This is a genomic window from Streptomyces sp. NPDC004752, from assembly GCF_053601275.1.
Window position 1 is genome coordinate 1 of sequence record NZ_JBSGBN010000183.1, and the last position, 14,976, is coordinate 14,976.

General features: G+C 71.5%; 16 protein-coding genes. 1 reads left to right on the plus strand and 15 read right to left on the minus strand.

The features are described 5' to 3' along the window. Positions 1-188: 188 nt before the first annotated feature. From ACWEKM_RS42490 to ACWEKM_RS42555, 14 genes are all read right to left on the minus strand, one after another. Positions 189-1,082 (minus strand): aldo/keto reductase, encoded by an 894-nt coding sequence (locus ACWEKM_RS42490; RefSeq protein ID WP_451626658.1) that lies wholly within the window; start codon positions 1,080-1,082, stop codon positions 189-191. After that, entirely contained in the window at positions 1,079-1,636 is a 558-nt protein-coding gene (locus tag ACWEKM_RS42495) for a TetR/AcrR family transcriptional regulator (protein WP_451626659.1), read from the minus strand. Before ACWEKM_RS42495 ends, ACWEKM_RS42490 begins: the two co-directional genes overlap by 4 nt. Positions 1,637-2,238: 602 nt before the next feature. After that, on the minus strand, positions 2,239-3,045 hold the full coding sequence (locus ACWEKM_RS42500; protein ID WP_451626660.1) for a hypothetical protein: 807 nt from the start codon (positions 3,043-3,045) through the stop codon (positions 2,239-2,241). Beyond that, positions 3,038-3,793, minus strand: a complete 756-nt coding sequence (locus ACWEKM_RS42505) for an ABC transporter permease (RefSeq protein ID WP_451626661.1) — start codon at positions 3,791-3,793, stop codon at positions 3,038-3,040. Before ACWEKM_RS42505 ends, ACWEKM_RS42500 begins: the two co-directional genes overlap by 8 nt. Next, positions 3,790-4,734 (minus strand): ABC transporter ATP-binding protein, encoded by a 945-nt coding sequence (locus ACWEKM_RS42510; protein WP_451626662.1) that lies wholly within the window; start codon positions 4,732-4,734, stop codon positions 3,790-3,792. Before ACWEKM_RS42510 ends, ACWEKM_RS42505 begins: the two co-directional genes overlap by 4 nt. Beyond that, the gene (locus tag ACWEKM_RS42515; protein WP_451626663.1) at positions 4,731-5,864 is read right to left on the minus strand and encodes a hypothetical protein; all 1,134 of its coding nucleotides are present in this window, start codon (positions 5,862-5,864) and stop codon (positions 4,731-4,733) included. The genes ACWEKM_RS42510 and ACWEKM_RS42515 overlap by 4 nt, the downstream gene beginning before the upstream one ends. A gap of 103 nt (positions 5,865-5,967) precedes the next feature. After that, positions 5,968-7,125 carry a glycosyltransferase gene (locus ACWEKM_RS42520; protein ID WP_451626664.1) on the minus strand — a complete coding sequence of 386 codons (1,158 nt, stop codon included), beginning with the start codon at positions 7,123-7,125 and terminating at the stop codon, positions 5,968-5,970. Continuing rightward, positions 7,116-8,168 carry a glycosyltransferase gene (locus ACWEKM_RS42525; protein ID WP_451626665.1) on the minus strand — a complete coding sequence of 351 codons (1,053 nt, stop codon included), beginning with the start codon at positions 8,166-8,168 and terminating at the stop codon, positions 7,116-7,118. Before ACWEKM_RS42525 ends, ACWEKM_RS42520 begins: the two co-directional genes overlap by 10 nt. Continuing rightward, on the minus strand, positions 8,158-8,655 hold the full coding sequence (locus tag ACWEKM_RS42530) for a protein-tyrosine phosphatase family protein (protein WP_451626666.1): 498 nt from the start codon (positions 8,653-8,655) through the stop codon (positions 8,158-8,160). Before ACWEKM_RS42530 ends, ACWEKM_RS42525 begins: the two co-directional genes overlap by 11 nt. After that, the gene (locus ACWEKM_RS42535; protein ID WP_451626667.1) at positions 8,645-9,106 is read right to left on the minus strand and encodes an NUDIX domain-containing protein; all 462 of its coding nucleotides are present in this window, start codon (positions 9,104-9,106) and stop codon (positions 8,645-8,647) included. Before ACWEKM_RS42535 ends, ACWEKM_RS42530 begins: the two co-directional genes overlap by 11 nt. Then, complete coding sequence (locus ACWEKM_RS42540) at positions 9,099-9,764, minus strand: hypothetical protein (RefSeq protein WP_451626668.1); 666 nt, start codon at positions 9,762-9,764, stop codon at positions 9,099-9,101. Before ACWEKM_RS42540 ends, ACWEKM_RS42535 begins: the two co-directional genes overlap by 8 nt. Continuing rightward, positions 9,761-10,387, minus strand: coding sequence for a hypothetical protein (locus ACWEKM_RS42545; RefSeq protein WP_451626669.1), 627 nt, complete (start codon positions 10,385-10,387; stop codon positions 9,761-9,763). Before ACWEKM_RS42545 ends, ACWEKM_RS42540 begins: the two co-directional genes overlap by 4 nt. A gap of 73 nt (positions 10,388-10,460) precedes the next feature. Continuing rightward, positions 10,461-11,234: a hypothetical protein gene (locus tag ACWEKM_RS42550; RefSeq protein WP_451626670.1), complete on the minus strand. Its 774-nt coding sequence runs from the start codon at positions 11,232-11,234 to the stop codon at positions 10,461-10,463. Next, complete coding sequence (locus ACWEKM_RS42555; RefSeq protein WP_451626671.1) at positions 11,231-12,460, minus strand: M16 family metallopeptidase; 1,230 nt, start codon at positions 12,458-12,460, stop codon at positions 11,231-11,233. The genes ACWEKM_RS42550 and ACWEKM_RS42555 overlap by 4 nt, the downstream gene beginning before the upstream one ends. Before the next feature lie 710 nt (positions 12,461-13,170). Between ACWEKM_RS42555 and ACWEKM_RS42560 the strand changes: the two genes are divergently transcribed. Continuing rightward, positions 13,171-14,187, plus strand: coding sequence for a JmjC domain-containing protein (locus tag ACWEKM_RS42560; RefSeq protein WP_451626672.1), 1,017 nt, complete (start codon positions 13,171-13,173; stop codon positions 14,185-14,187). A gap of 228 nt (positions 14,188-14,415) precedes the next feature. Here ACWEKM_RS42560 and ACWEKM_RS42565 read toward each other — a convergent pair whose 3' ends face one another. Beyond that, complete coding sequence (locus ACWEKM_RS42565; RefSeq protein WP_451626673.1) at positions 14,416-14,763, minus strand: helix-turn-helix domain-containing protein; 348 nt, start codon at positions 14,761-14,763, stop codon at positions 14,416-14,418. Positions 14,764-14,976 lie beyond the last annotated feature (213 nt).

Below are 14,976 nucleotides of genomic sequence, written 5' to 3' on the forward strand. Positions count from 1 at the left end.
GGCGCCGGGCGCCGGCAGGTCACGGTCGACGAGCCGGAGAACGTCGGGGGCACCGTTGTCGCGGTAGATGATGGCCTTCATGATCCGTCCTTGGATCCTGGTAGAGCGGGGTTTCCCGGCGTGGCCTGGCGGTTCGTCAGGGTGTCCGGCGTGTGGTGTGGTCGCGAGCCGGGTCGCGCTGGTTCCGGTCAGCCGATGGGGACGTCGTTGGAGCGGGACTCGATGGCATCGAGGGTGGCGAGGGTCTCGGCGTCGAGGGTGATCTTGCTGACCGCGATGTTGGCCTCCAGGTGGGCGGCGTTGGCGGTGCCGGGGATGAGCAGCACGTTTGGGGCGTGGTGCAGCAGCCAGGCGAGGCCGACCTGGGAGGGCGTGGCGCCCAGGGACTCGGCCACGGCGTGCACCGCCGGATCGTCGGTCACTTTGGGCAGGCCGGGGAAGGCCCCGCCGAGCGGGAAGAACGGCACCCAGGCGATGCCCTCGGCTGCGCACAGCTGCAGCATGTCCTCGTCGTCACGGGAGACGAGACTGTAGGCGTTCTGCACGCAGACGACTCCGGCGGGCAGGGCACGGCGCAGGCCGTCCAGGGTGACGCTGCTCAGGCCGATCGCGCCGATCTTGCCCTCGTCGCGCAGTGCGGTCATCACGGCGAGCTGGTCGTCGAGGTCGACGACCTGGTCCCCCTGGGGACGCAGCCCGGGGCCGGTGTCCAGGCGGCGGAGGTTGACGACCGCGAGCCGGTCGACGCCGAGGCTGCGCAGGTTGTCCTCGACGCTGGCGCGCAGCTGCTCGGGCCGCTGTGCCAGACGCAGCGGCAGGTGCCCGCCAGGGTTGGGGTCAGCCCCCACCTTCGTGACGACCAGGACGTCGTCCTCGGGGCGAAGTGCCTCGCGGATCACGTCGTTGGCGAAACCGAAGCCGTAGAACTCGGCGGTGTCCAGGTGGTCGACGCCCAGCTCGACCGCGCGGCGCAGCAGCGCGACGGCCTCACCGCGGCGGTCATGCAGCCGTTCGAGCTGCAATGCGCCGTAGCCGATCCGGAAAACGGTGCGGGCGGCGAACGAAGCGGTCGAGGTGATCACGACGGTGTCTCCTCGGTCGGTGTTCGCAAGGCGGTGTACAGCAGTTCGATCTGGTAGAGCGCCATGACCCGGTCGGCGATCGGAGTGGCCCGCTCCCGGGCTTGGGGCGGCTCATGGTGCTCGACCTTGACGAGCCAGGCCGTGACGCAGTCGTGCAGCATCGCGCGCATCCGGTCAGTCATGTCGACGACGATGTTGCGGATGGCCGGGTCGGTGGTCGACTCACCCCAGGTCTGCACGCCGACCCGAGCTTCGGCCGGGTCGATCGCGGCGATCAGGCGCGAGAGCAGCTCGTCGGGGCCAGGTGGGGCGTCGGCCGCGGCGTACTTGCCGAGGACATCGGTGCGCTTGGCGAGCACCTCGCAGGCGGCGACCCGGACCAGGTCGGCCTTGTTGCGGTAGTGCGCATAGATCGAGCCAGCCGAGAGGCCGGACTCGGCGGTGATGTCGGCGATCGAGGTCCGCTCCAAGCCGTTGCGGCTGAAGCAGAGGACGGCGGCCTCGGCGATCTGAGTACGCCGGAGTTCCTTGCGCGCGTCGGTGAGCCGAGGCACCACACCTCCCACAAAAGGAATCGCTGTTCTTCTTATAGGGGAGGTTAGCAGAAGCATGGCTCTGTTTGTGGTGGGTGCGTGTCATGCGAGCAGGCCCGGTCATGACGAGCTGCTCGCGATGGATCTGTCAGACGGACCGCAGCCGGTCGGTGCGCGTTGGCTCGGACGTCGAACTTTCCGGATCCCGTTCCGCCGACGGCGCCCCGCTCCGCCCCGTGCCTGCCCATCGGGGTTGACTCAGGGCAGGCCGGTAGCGCTCGGCGTGCGGCTGGCCCGTCTGGGCCAAGTGGCGGCCGATGTGCTGACACCCTCGCGGGCCCTTCGGCCGGCGGTGGAACGCTTCGGCACGGTGCGCCTCGCCGCGATCTCGGAGGCGACCGTCCGGATCGACGGCCGCATTCGCCGGGGCGAAAGTCTGTACTCATGCCGCCGCTGGCCACCGACCCGACAGGCATGAACCGAGGATATCCAGGGTGTCCGTTCGATCTCGGCCTCAGAGTGTGGCCCTGGGCTCGCCGGGCCACCGACCAGGCATCCGCCCCGGACCTGGGCGGACCGAGCCCGAAGGCGGGCAGCTCGGGTCCGCCTCGGCCCGTGTCGGTTCAGCCGAGCAGTCGCGACCAGCGGTGTCCGGAGCGGCGCAGGGCCACAGCCATGCCCGCGCGGCCGACGGCTCCCCAGCCGAGCAGCACGGCGAGTTCCGCGAGCACCGGGCCGAGGGGCATGCCGTGGCCCGCGAAAACCTCGCGTACCGCGACCAGACCGTGCGCGCCCGGTACCACCGTGGCAAGGGCGCCGGCGAGACCGTGCGTCGGGCGGGCCACGTTGATGCCCCCGAGGAGGAGCACGGCGATCGTCGTGCCGCCGGTCAGATACATGCGACTCTCCGGCCAGTGCAGACTCACCCCGGCGAGCGTCAGCGCCAAGGCGTAGCCGCTCAGCGTGATCAATGCCTGGACCGCGAACACCAGGGGCAGGGCCGCCCAGGGCAGTTCGAGTCCCACGATCCAGGGCAGGAGTGTCAGCACGACACAGGAGGTCAGGAACCCGTCGGCGACCCAGTAAAGCCCGCGCGAGGCGATCACCAGGAACGGACTGGTGGAGCTGATGACGATGAACTGGAGCGTGTTGCCCCGCCGTTCGCCGACGCTGGACGAGACGACCCCGAGCACCCCGAGCGGACCCAGCGCCATCGCGTTGCCCAGCGCGATCGCCTGCTCGGTGGAGGCTGAGCCGACCAGCCGGCCGAGCGAGGCGAAGAACAGCACCTGCGAGACCAGCCGCAGCATCCAGCCGAACAGCCAGGACCGCCAGGTGAACATGGCCCGGTAGTCCTGGAAGCTGCTGATGACGCCGAACGACAGCCTGGTGAGGAACAGCGCGAAACGGTCGGACACCCGCTCACCCATGCAGAATCACCCTGCCTTCCCGCGCGCGCCGCAGGACGAGGCGCAGCGCCGTGTACCCCGCGCCCGCCTGGAGCGGGGCGAGGACCGCCAGGGCGCACAGGGCCGTGGTGTCCACTCCGGTCCCGCTGACGGCGTCCCGCAGTGCCTGCGCTCCCCACGAGAGGTAGAAGGCGTGCGCGGGCCAGCGGAGCGGGCCGGGCAGCGCGCCGACCGGCAGGATGAGGCCGCCCAGCAGGTAGAAGGGGTACGTCATGGCGTTCTGCAGCGTCCTGGCCCCGCGGACGACGACCAGCAGCCCGCTGATCGCGAGGGCGATACCGGCGCTGCCGCACAGCATCAGCAACAGGACGAGGCACATGAGGGCCGGATACGCCACGGTGACCGGGTAGCCGAAGCCGAGGCGTCCGATCAGCAGGATCTCGCCCAGTGCGGGCAGACTCATCGCAGTGGTCGTCAGGACCCGCACCGCCAGCGCGTCGGCGTAGCGCCGGGGGGTGAACAGCCCCGCTTCGAGGGTGCCTTCCCAGCGGTCGTAGTCGACGGCGTCGGAGGCGACGAAGACAGCCTGGGACCACAGGCACATCAGGAAGGCGGTGGTCGCCATGGTGGTGGCCAGGCCGACCCGGTGGTGTTCGCGCAGGACCGAGAAGAACACCAGCGAGTACAGAGGGGTGACGACCAGCGGCCCGAGCAGCCGGGGCGAACGCAGCAGCAGCCACCACTGCGCACGGAAGTAGGAAACCATCATACCGCCAGTTCGCGGTCCTCGATGACGCTGCGATAGACCTCGCCCAGGCTGGGGGCCGCCACCGTCACATGGGCGACGCGGGACCGGGTGAGCAGGCCCAGGACCTCGGTGAGCGCGTCGCCTCCCGCGGCCTCGACGCACAGCGAGCCCTCGGAATCGTGCTCGGCGCCGCGCACGCCGCGCACCGCGCGGACCCGGGTCGCGGTCGCCTCGTCCACGCCGACGGCGGTGATGACGTGGTACTGACCGAGTTCGGTCAGCAGTTCCCCCGGGGCTCCCACCCGCAGCAGCCGGCCGCGGTCGATCAGCGCCACCCGGGAGCACAGCGCCTGCGCCTCGGGCATGTCGTGGGTGGCCAGCAGGAGGGTGACGCCGGTCGACTGGAGTTCGCGCACCAGGGTGCGGAAACCGGCCGCGGCGTTGGGGTCCATCCCGGTGGTCGGTTCGTCGAGGACGATCAGCTCCGGCCGGTGCAGCAACGCGCGGGCCAGATGGACGCGCTGGACCATGCCCCGGGAGAAGGTCTCCAGCCGGTCGTCGGCGCGGTCGCCCAGGCCCATGCGCTCGATCAGCTCTTCGCTGCGCCGCCGGGCGTCGGCGGAGGCCAGGCCCTGGAGGGCCGCCCAGTACCGCAGGTTCTGCCGGGCGGTCAGCCGTCCGTACAGCCCGCGTTCGCCGCCCAGGACCAGTCCCACCCGGCGGCGGACCGGCTCCGGGTCCGCGACCACGTCGTGGCCGAGGACGTGGGCGGTTCCGGAGGTGGGCACCAGCAGTGTGGTGAGAATGCGGGAGAGGGTGGTCTTCCCGGCGCCGTTGGGGCCGAGCAGCCCGATGACCTCACCGCGCTCCACCCGCAGGCTGACGTCGTCGAGGGCCACCACCTCCCTGCCGCGCCGTACGCGGAACCGCCGGGACAGGTGCCGGATGTCGAGGGCGGTCAACGGGCCATCTCCCCGACCGCGGCGAGGGCCGCCTCGTACAGGTCGGGGTCGACGATCTCGCCGTCCACGAGCAGGAAGTCGCCGATGGGCGTGCGCAGCAGTGTCCCGGCGGAGAAGTCCTCGACGACCGCGCGGGTGCCCGCCTCCGGGGTGTCGGCCCTTCTCAGGAGCAGGCCGTGGGCAGGCAGCCCGGCGTCGAGGCGTTCACGGACGGTGCCGGCCGGGGTGGCGGGCGGGCGCGGCTGTGCGCGGCGCCGGTGTTCGGCCGGTGCCGTCCGCTCCAGCGCCCCGATCAGTGCGTCGGGGACGGTGTGGGCCAGCGATTCGACCGCCTGGACCGCCCGGCACAGCTCCAGGAGTTCCGGCGTGAGACGGAAACGGTCGGTGGCGTCGACGACATTGGCGAGCGGCGGCAGGTCCGGGGAGGTGAGGACCATCGCCACGTCGAGCACGTCCTTGACGGTGAAAGGGCGTTGGAACCGTTCCTCGGCGAGGGCCAGCAGATCCGCCAGGACCTGCTCGGGCGGTGTGCCCGCACGCAGCGGGACGTCCTCGGAGTCACCGGGATAGGCGAACGTGCTGATTTCGACCTTGAGTTCGGGGTCGATCATCGGGTCCTCCGACGGCCAGCAGAGGGCGACAGCCGTGTGCCGGGTCCCGGCGGCGTGCAGGACGGTGAGGTCGATCCGGGTGACGGGCCGGTCCGCGAGGACCTGGGCGGCGGCCCGCCACAGGCTGGGCTCGTCGGGGACCACGACGTCGAGATCGCCCAGCGGACGCAGTACCCCTCGGGTGTAACGGGCGGCCAGCGACGGGCCCTTGAGGACCCGGGTCCCCGGGCTTCCGGTGAGGTCCCGCGCGATTGCCCGGTAGAGGGCGGCCCTGCGCTCCATCCTATCCAACTCCGCCAGCGAGCCAGGCCCCATCTCGGCGCCCTCGCCGCGCGCCACCGAGAGCACCAGCGGCGGCAGATGCCCCCGCGCGGTACGGGCGTTGCGCAGCAATGTGAAGGGGGCCCAGTGCCGTTCGACGTCGAGCAGTTCGTACAGCAGGTCGAGGGTGATCCGCACGGCTTCGGGACCCGTGACGGGTCCCGCGGGCTCGGAGCCCGCGGTGGGCAGGAGATTCACAGAACTTCCTTTCTCTGTCCGGTGAGCGCGGGCACGGCCAGCCGCCCTGATCGGCGCGGCGGCGAGACGGCACGCGCGGCGCACCGCGTCCGGTGGCCGACGGTCAACCGGTGTGGGGGGTCCGTACGTTCTCGGCGTCGTCCAGCGGCGTGTACCGCAGCGCGACCGTGGTACCGGCCCGCCGCATCTCCGCCCAGTCCGCGGGAGGCCAGGACATGAGGCGGATCGCCGCGTAGTGCAGGACGAAGCCGAGCCCGATGGTCAGATCGCGGACCGGTTTGACCAGCAGATAGAGCGCCCGGTGCGGCAGGCGCGCACCCCGCAGCTCCCGCCGGTGCGCGACGATGTTGAGCAGCACGGGAAGCGACGCTCCGGCCGCGGACCACGGGAACACCGCCGCGGCCGCGAGGCACAGCAGCGCGACGGCCCAGGAGAGCAGCGCGCGCCAGGGCCGCCAGCGGCACTTCTCCCAGAACGCCGTCCCGTACAGGACCGCGCACCTGGCCATGCCCTTGCCCGAGTGCCACGACTTGCGCAGCAGGGCGGCCACCCCGACCTCGTCGTGGTGCTCCACCACGAGGTCGCTGTGGAACTGCACGGCCCAGCCGTGGAGTTCGGCCCGGATCTGGAAGTCGACGTCCTCGAAGGCGGTCCGGGCGAACAGCGGCACGGTCAGCCCGATCTCCCGGGCCGCCGTCACGTTGACGACGATGTTACCGGCCGCGGAGAGGGCCTTCGGGCCGACGACCGTGGCGGGTACCTCGGCCCCGGTGATCAGGGCCAGCTTCCGTGAGGACCGCGCCTCAAGGGCCCGTACCAGGGACCCGGCCCCGCCGGCCGCGACCGGGTGGCGCGGCCCGAAGAACAGGGCCGTGGGCAGCGGATCCGCGCACGCCGCCCGGACGGCCGACAGCCAGCCGGGCAGGGGGACGCAGTCGTCGTCCAGGAACGCCACGAACGGGTATCCGCGGGCGCGGTCGGCGAGGAACTGCCTGCCCTCTCCGGCGCGCATGGCGCGCGGGGTCCGCACGACGGCCACCGGCCGGTGGCGGACCAGGGCGTCCAGGGCGCGGTCGGCCGCGCTGCCCGGCTCCCCGGTGTACAGCACCGCGACGTGCGCCGGATCCACGCCCTCCTCCCGCAGCGCGTCCAGCACCCGCGGCAGCGTCGACTCGGGGGCCGTGTTGGTGATGACGGCGACCAGTAACTCGCGGTCCGCGGCGCCGTCCGCGCCGTCGTCCTCGCCCGTCGTCACCGGCATGCCTCCAGCGTGTCGAGTAGCCGGTCGACGACCCGGCCGACGGTGTGGTCCGCAGCCTTGAGGACGCCACTGGCGCTCATACGGCGCAGGCGGTCCTCGTCGAGCAGGAGCCTCACCGCCTCGTCCACGAACTGCTCCTCGACGGCGGGATCGTCGATGTTCCCCTCCACCAGGACCCCGGTGGCCCCGGGCTCGACCCGTTCACGCAGAGCCGCGACCGCCGAGAGGACCGGGACGGTACCGAACGCCACGCACTCCAGGGCGCTGACGCAGCACATCTCCTCATAGGCGGTCGGGTACAGCATGACCTCGCTCTCGCGGATGATCCGCGCGTAGTGGTCGCGGGCGACCGGTCCCAGGTGGACGACGCCATCGGGGAGGTCGGTGAGTGCGGCGACCTCGGCCCTGGCCATGTCCGCCGCGCGGTCCGGTTCGTAGCCCCACAGCGTGTAGCCGCCGACCACCACCAGCCGTGCCTGCGGCACCCGTTCACGGATTCGGGGCCACAGGCGCAGCAGCCGGGCCAGTCCCCGGTAGGGCGCCGCCATGTGCACGCACTGGAAGCGGTGGCGCACGACGGCGTCGCCGTCCTCGTCCGGCAGGGCGTGACCGAGGCTGTCGACGTGGTAGCCGTGGTGCGGACGCAGCGAGGGCGCGTAGCGGTCGCGTGCCGCGTACGAGCCGACGAGCGCCAGATCGCACACCCCCGCGGCCTCCAGCTCCTCGGTCCCGGGCATCTTGCGGTCGCCCACGAAGAGCACGCGCAGCGGCCCGGCGGGCGCGGCGAGCAGGGGAGCGGCGTCCCGGAAGCCGATAACGACGTCGGCGCCGGCCGCGCCGCCGTACCGCGCCGAGCCCAGCCAGCCCCGCTTCCGCAGGGCGTCCGTGCCGGTCCCGTCGAGCACCACGCGCAGGTCGACGCCGCGTGCCCGCAGCTCGCGCCACCACAGCACGAGCGTCGCCTCGTTGCCGCCGAGGCCGCGCCCGTCAAGGTCGGCGGGGGAGAACCAGGGTGTCCGAGGGGCGATCAGGTCAATACGCATGCCCGGCCTCCTCGGGTTCGGTCCGGTGGTGGTCCGCGACGTAGCGGATCAGGACGTCCAGCGCGTCCTGCCGGGGCAGGCGCACACCCCGGGCCCGGTAGCGCTCGAACGCCTCGTCCAGCGTGCGGACACGCCGCATCAGCAGCGCGAGCGCGACGACACCCGTGCGGTCGAGGCCGAGGGTGCAGTGGACGAGGGTCTGCTCCCCGGACGCCCGCCGGGATATCTCCCGGACCAGGTCGTCCAGGAGCGCGACCGGTGCCCCGGACTCCCAGTAGGTGAAGGGCCGGTGCAGCACCCGGCCCGGGGAGAGACCGGCCCGGTCGTACAGCTCCGGCTCCGGAAGGCTCCGGGAGAGGCAGAACACGGTGGTCGGCCGGGCGGGCAGCGCCCAGGAGGCGCAGGCGCGCCCGGCGACGTACACGTTCGGCACGACGGGCCAGGCCCGGTGCGGGGCGGCCGGGTCCGCGCGGAGCTCAGTCGACATACACCGCCTCCGTGCCCGGTGCGGCCAGCGTGACGCCGAGTTCCGCGCGCGCGATACCGGCGGCGGACTCGGCCTGTGCGTAGCCGTTGTCGCCCCAGGCGAGCAACTCGGGGGCGTGCTCCACCGTCGTCATCAGGCGCCGCAGCAGACGGCCCGTCGACACATCGGGGGCCCGGTCGAGGAAGCGGGTGATCCGCGCGGTCATCCGCACCTGGGCGTAGGGTTCCACGTCCGGCTCCTCGACCCGGACGTAGCCCATGTAGGCGGCCTTCCCGATCTCCACCTGGCTTTCCTCGACGGACTCCCGGAAGAGGGTCGCCTGGAAATCCTCCCCGGCCTCCGGTTTTCCGCCGGGCAGGTTGTGATAGCCCTCGTCGTCCTGGACGAGGACCCGGCCCTCGGTGTCGAAGAGGAATCCGTACACCTGACGCACCGGCAGGTCGTCAGGCACCGGTGCCATGATCCACAGAGCTTTCATGGTTTCGCTGTCTCTTCTCCGTGAGCTGTTCGATGAGTTCGACAATGCGGGCGGCCGTCTTGCGGTGGTCGCTGTCCCTGTTCTCGACGACCAGGTATCCGGCCTGCGCGGCGAGCGCGCGCAGTTCGGATTCGAGGCGTTCCTCGAAGGGGCGCCGCGCGGCCGAGAAACGGTGGTCGTCCCGCTCGTTGGGATCCGACGAGCGCAGATAGCGCTGCCGGCGCTCTTCGAGCGGGCACTCCAGGTAGACGAACAGGTCGACCTGACCGGCCAACCGCGTCGCGAGCCGGTCCGCCGCCCATCCCAACAGGTTCCTGCGGCTTGCGAGATCATAGGCCAGCACGCGGTGGACGTAGCTCTGCTGGAGGAGCACCCCACCGCGCCCGCGCCCGGCCCGGAGCGCCGGGAACAGGTCCGGGACATACCCGAGGTGGTACAGCGCGCTGCGCAGCCGCGACGGCATCCGAGGCGCCCGGTAGACCAGATCGAGGAAGCGGTCGACGAACCCGCCGGTGAGACACGTCAGGGAGTCGGTGACGGGGACGGACGCCTCGGACAACCGGTCGTGGACCTCGCGGCAGACGGTGGTCTTCCCGGCGAAGTCCAGGCCCTCCACCACCACGGTGATCACTGGACCGCTCTCTGCGCGGGCACCTCGTCCAGGCATCGCACGACCTCCTGGACGAGCTGCTCCGTGGGGTGCCGCGAGGTGTCGAAGGTGAGGACCCGGCGGTGCCGGCGTCCGGCCATGGCCAGGGCCGTCATGAAGTCGTCGCAGAACTTCTCGCTGAGCACGGAGATCCGGTCGACCGAGTTGGCTTCCACGCGTCGCCGCAACCGTTCCCGCCGGACGTCCAGCGGGGCGCTGAGGTAGATCGCGAGATCGAACCCGATGAACATCTCCGGTCTGCCGAGCGCGAGTCTGGCCGGCGGCCACGGGCCGTTCGCGTACCCGTAGGCGAGGCATCGGTCCACGTAGGACTCCTGGACGAGCAGCCCCCGCCGCTCCCAGGTCCGGGCGGCACCGAGCGCTCTGTCGAGCACGCACCCCGCGAGGTAGCCCATGTTGAGCAGCGAACTCGTCGGATGGTCCGGCGCCTTGACCGTCTCCAGGGGCCGGGCGAGGGGGTTGCGGGGGGAGAGGAATCCCCGGTGGTGGACGGGCTCGCGGCCCTGCGCCCGTAGGACCTCGGTGAGGCGGGTCGCCAGAGTCGTCTTCCCGGAGAGATCGAGACCATCGATGAGAACACGCATGGAAATCCTGTCACTTCGGCTCGTGGAAGGGCTTCTGCGCCGGGTCCGCGGGGCCGTGCGCGCGTGGAGGGCGTCACCAGACGTACTCCCAGAAAGCGTGGTCGACCGACCAGCCGGCGCGCAGCAGCGACGTGAGCACCGCGTCCGCCCGGCGGGCCGCCTCGGGCCGGTGGGGATGCACCACGTGCCCGCACAGCCGCTGTCCGCGGGTGGCCTCCGCGATGACGGCCACCAGGACGGCGGTCGCCTCGCGCCGGTGCTCCTTGTCGTCGATCAGGATGTCCACCAGCTCGGCGAATTCCTCACCGGTGATCTCGTCCCGCTGATCCGTCAGCACCGTGCCGTGGCCGATCGCTTCCCCCGCCACCTGGGCGATGAACGACAGCCGCTCGGGAGCGGCCATCAAATCCCCGATGCCGGGATGCCGTCCGTCCACCTCCAGGCCCTCGTAGGCGTTGCGGAACGCCGTGGTCAGCCACCGGTGGACACGGTCCAGGTCGCCGGGCCCGGCGGGACGCACATCCACCCGGCCGCCGGGAGCAGCGGGCCCCGCGTTGCGGTGGTGCCGGAGGTAGGTGAAGCGGGGCCGCCACGGCGGCAGCAACGCTGTCGCGCCCGGCACCCGGAGCAGGACCGACCCCGCGGTGAGGTGTCGCTCCCGTAGCCGGGCGCGGAGCGCGTCGAGCGCCCTGGCGTCCCCCGGCAGTCCCGCGTCGCAGTACTCGACCAGTATCTGCCGGTGTCCGGTGAAGGGGTCCTCGTACAAGTCCGCCACGTACCGGTGCCCGCGCACCTCGTCCAACAGCCCCGCCTGCCGGGCCCGTTCCACATAGGCGTGCGTGCTCATGGGGCCACCGGACTGACCACGGTCCGCAGGCCGTCCCGCACTTCGGCGGCGGCCCGGCGCACGTCGTCGGCGGTCACCGCGTCGATGTGGGCGACCTCGTCGGCGGGCGTCCAGGCGTCGAACCCGCCGCTGCGCATCGCCAACAGGCGCGCGCACTCCAGCGGAGAGTCGACGCAGGTGAGGATCTGCATACGAGCCTGGCGCCGGGCGGACGCCAGGTCCTCCGGGCCGGGGCCGCCGACCGCGATCTCGTCGAGCACGGCCCGGATCACGTCCAGCGCGGCTTCCCCGTTGCCGGGCTCCACGCCGGCCAGGACGCGCCAGGCGCCGGTGTCGGCGTAGCCGCGATTCCATGCCTGGAAGGTGTAGGCGAGTCCCGCCTCGCCGCGCAGCCTGCGGTACAGCAGCGACGAGGGGCTGGAGCCGAGGAGTTGGGCCAGCAGGTTGAAGTGCGGCCGACGCGGGTCGTGGTTCGGCACGGAGCGCGCGCCTGCGCACAGCCAGGTGAACTCGTCCGGCCAGCGCACCGCTTCCGCCGGACCCGGCGGCGGCGTCGCGGGCGGCGCGTCCGACACCGTGCCGATCGCCGCGAGGGTCTGCGGGTCGAGACCGGCCACTAGCGGATCCACCGTCTTGGGAAGGGCGGGGCCCACGACGACCACCGACAGCGGGGCGGTCAGCAGCCGTCGCCGGTGGGCGGCTGCGACGGACACCGTGTCGAACCGTCCGACGTCGTCCTTGGTGCCGCCGACGGGGCGGCCCAGCGGGTGCCCGGGGAAGAGGTGCGTCAGGAAGGTGTCCTGGACGACGTCGCTGTCGTCGGCCGCCGCCACCGCCAACTCCTGGAACACGGCCCGCTTCTCCTGTTCCAGGACAGCCGCGTCCCATTGCGGCTGCAAGACCGCCCGGTACAGCAGTCCCGTCACGTCGGCCGCGTCGTCAGGGTGCACCTGGGCGTAGAAGAGCATGCGGTCCAGACCCGTTTCGGCGTTGGCGTGGCCGCCCAGCCGCTCAACGTGCTCGCTCAGCGAGGGGACATCCGCCACGGGCGTCGACATCAGCACGTGCTCCAGCACATGGGCGAGGCCGCACTGCCCCTCCGGATCCTGCTGCGCGCCGTACCGCGACGCCAGGCAGACGGTCGTGGTGTTCAGCCGCTCGTCGACCATGCTGATGACCGGTACCGGACCCGCCATTCTTTTGAACTGATACACGAGCTGATGCATGGAAGACCTCTCTGCGGGATTCCATTTCGCCGTGCCGGCCAACCTCGGCGTCGATTTCCTGCCGCCCCAGCGAGCCGTCACACCGGTATTCCAGCGAGGCGGTGTGCCGCCACCAAAAGATGACGGCACACCCTTCAGGAACCCTTTTCCTAGCGGTCCTTCGGCTTGACCTTGTCGATGCGCGGACGCAGGATCGAAGCGTGCTTGGCCATGAAAACCTCCTTCGATTGAGTCGGCTGGACGGGCAGCAGCTTAGGCATCGTCGGGCGGCGGCCACAATGCCGCTTTCCGTATCCCGCACTTAGAGCTGCGAACAGAATGGGCGCCCGGCGTGCGACGCCTGGCACGCACGCTGATCGGACTCCCATTCTGTTCGCAGCTCTTAGTAGTCGGGGGGGGGGGGGGGGGGGGTTGGCCCGCCGGCGGCCGCCCCAACCACGCCGCCGGGGCCCCCCCCGGGGGGGGGCGCGGGGGGGGTTCCACCCCCGGGCCCCCCCCGACTACTAACCGCCGGAAGGCCCCGGACCGATGTCTCCGGACTGCTGCGACGCCGTGCCGCCGGGAGATTTTCTGCGGAATACGGAAACGGGCGCCCCGCAGGCTGCGGTCTGGCGCTAGCGTGGGCCCACGTTCCTATATGGAATGTATCCGTAAAGGAACAGTCTGTGACCGGCGGATCAGGTGACTCCTGGGAAGGCGCTGCTCAAGTCATGACTGCACAGATACTGGACCGATTGGTCGGCGACGCCGATTCATTCTGGTCGCACTGGCGCACGTCCCCCGGCGTCTTCGTCTCCGGCGGCGAGTCGCTCAGCCCCTTCACCCTCGCCGATATCGACGCCGCGTTGGCCAGCGGATTCTTCCGGGAGCCGTACGTCGAAATGTGGGCGGACGGACAGCGGCTGCAGGCCTCCAGCTTCACCTCGTCCAGAGTCGTCGGGCAGGACGCGCCGGCCGGCTTCGCCGACGAGGCGAAGATCCACGCCCTGCTCGGGGACGGAGCGACGATGCTCCTGCGCTGCGTCGACCAGTGGCATGCTCCCACCCGCGACCTGCTGAGCGTCCTCGCGCGGGAGCTGCGCCGCGCCGTCGAGGCATTCTTCTTCGTCACCCCGGCCGGACAGCCGGGCCTGCCGCTGCACCGGGACGACGCCGACGTGCTGGTGGTCCAGGTGGCCGGGAGCAAGAGCTGGACCGTACACGAGGGGCCCGCCGACGGCGCCTGGCGGGCGGGCCGGGTGCGCTGCGACGAGCCGCGGCCCGCGGAGCTGTTCCACACCGTCCTGCGGCCGGGCGAGACCCTCTACATCCCCCGCGGTTTCGCCCACTGTGCGACGGGACAGGACGGCCTGTCCGCGCATCTGTCCCTGACCGTGCGGGAGATTGGTGTGGCGGACCTGTCCCTGAGCCTGAAGGACCGTGTCCTGGGGGACGGGGACGACGAGACCGTGGAGGAGGGCCCGCTGCCGATCTCGGACGACGCCCTCACCGCCGCCGCGGCCACCCTCCTGGACAACGCCCGGCGGCAGCTGGCGGAGCTGACCCCGGACACCCTGGTGGCGCACGCCCGGCAGCGACGGATGGACCGGATGCCGGCGCCGGCCCCCGAACTGTCGCTCGCCGACCTGGCCGCGGCCTGGACCACGACGGCCGAGCGCCGAGGGAAGCGGACACCGGGCGGCGAGCCGCGCGTGCGCGCGGTGCAGGGCGAGGAGAGTCGGCGGTAGACAACGTTGTCCAACGATCCAGGAACCCGGCATCGAGAGAGCAGCGGGAGGGGCGTCAGTCGGCGCCCCCGACCGCCCGGATCCCGGCGGAGCCGGCTCCCGACGGGCCGTCGCGACCGGGCTGTCCGGGCCACGCGCCGCAGACATACCTCGCTCGATACCCGGCCGGTGACGGCACGGGAGGTCGCGCGGGGCGGCTTGCTGACGCACCGTGTCCGGATCGGCGCGTCACCCCGGCAACTGCCGAGGGGGCAGGCGATCCGGGCGCTCGGGCAACCGCATACGGCTGCCGAGCACCACTCCTAATTGGAAGCGATTCTCGACCCCGAGCCGGTCCATGAGCGAGCGCAGAATATTGGTCACCGTACGCGGGCTGACACCAAGCCGGCTCGCGGCGCTGACATCCGTATGCCCCGCGAGAAGCAGAGCGATGAGCTTGCGCTGCCGTTCGTCCAGCGGCATGCCGACAGTGCATTCGTCTTCGATGTCGGGCCGGATACGTGCCTCTCCTTGTTCGTCCTTGGGAATCCGGAAGCCGCTGCTGGCCGAATATATGTATTGTTTTGATTTGCTCATAGCACTCCCCTTGATCGGTGTGGCAAGCGAAAAGCATGGCGCTGATCCCGCGCGTTCACTCGGGGGTACCCCTTCTGCTCGACGCGATCGTCATGGGACGTGGCTTCCTACCGTCCGAGCGCGGCGGCGTCCTCTCCGGCCGGTCGGCCGGCCAGTCGGCTGCTGTCGACGCCCCGCGGCGCGGAGTCGTTCAGCGCGACCGCGTCCGGCGTG

What these genes read in the sequence shown, in the direction of transcription:
- ACWEKM_RS42500 (WP_451626660.1), bottom strand. Translation starts at nt 3,045, where the DNA reads ATGGGTGAGCGGGTGTCCGACCGTTTCGCGCTGTTCCTCACCAGGCTG.
- ACWEKM_RS42505 (WP_451626661.1), bottom strand. Translation starts at nt 3,793, where the DNA reads ATGATGGTTTCCTACTTCCGTGCGCAGTGGTGGCTGCTGCTGCGTTCG.
- ACWEKM_RS42520 (WP_451626664.1), bottom strand. Translation starts at nt 7,125, where the DNA reads ATGCCGGTGACGACGGGCGAGGACGACGGCGCGGACGGCGCCGCGGAC.
- ACWEKM_RS42525 (WP_451626665.1), bottom strand. Translation starts at nt 8,168, where the DNA reads ATGCGTATTGACCTGATCGCCCCTCGGACACCCTGGTTCTCCCCCGCC.
- ACWEKM_RS42530 (WP_451626666.1), bottom strand. Translation starts at nt 8,655, where the DNA reads ATGTCGACTGAGCTCCGCGCGGACCCGGCCGCCCCGCACCGGGCCTGG.
- ACWEKM_RS42545 (WP_451626669.1), bottom strand. Translation starts at nt 10,387, where the DNA reads ATGCGTGTTCTCATCGATGGTCTCGATCTCTCCGGGAAGACGACTCTG.
- ACWEKM_RS42550 (WP_451626670.1), bottom strand. Translation starts at nt 11,234, where the DNA reads ATGAGCACGCACGCCTATGTGGAACGGGCCCGGCAGGCGGGGCTGTTG.
- ACWEKM_RS42555 (WP_451626671.1), bottom strand. Translation starts at nt 12,460, where the DNA reads ATGCATCAGCTCGTGTATCAGTTCAAAAGAATGGCGGGTCCGGTACCG.
- ACWEKM_RS42560 (WP_451626672.1), top strand. Translation starts at nt 13,171, where the DNA reads ATGACTGCACAGATACTGGACCGATTGGTCGGCGACGCCGATTCATTC.
- ACWEKM_RS42565 (WP_451626673.1), bottom strand. Translation starts at nt 14,763, where the DNA reads ATGAGCAAATCAAAACAATACATATATTCGGCCAGCAGCGGCTTCCGG.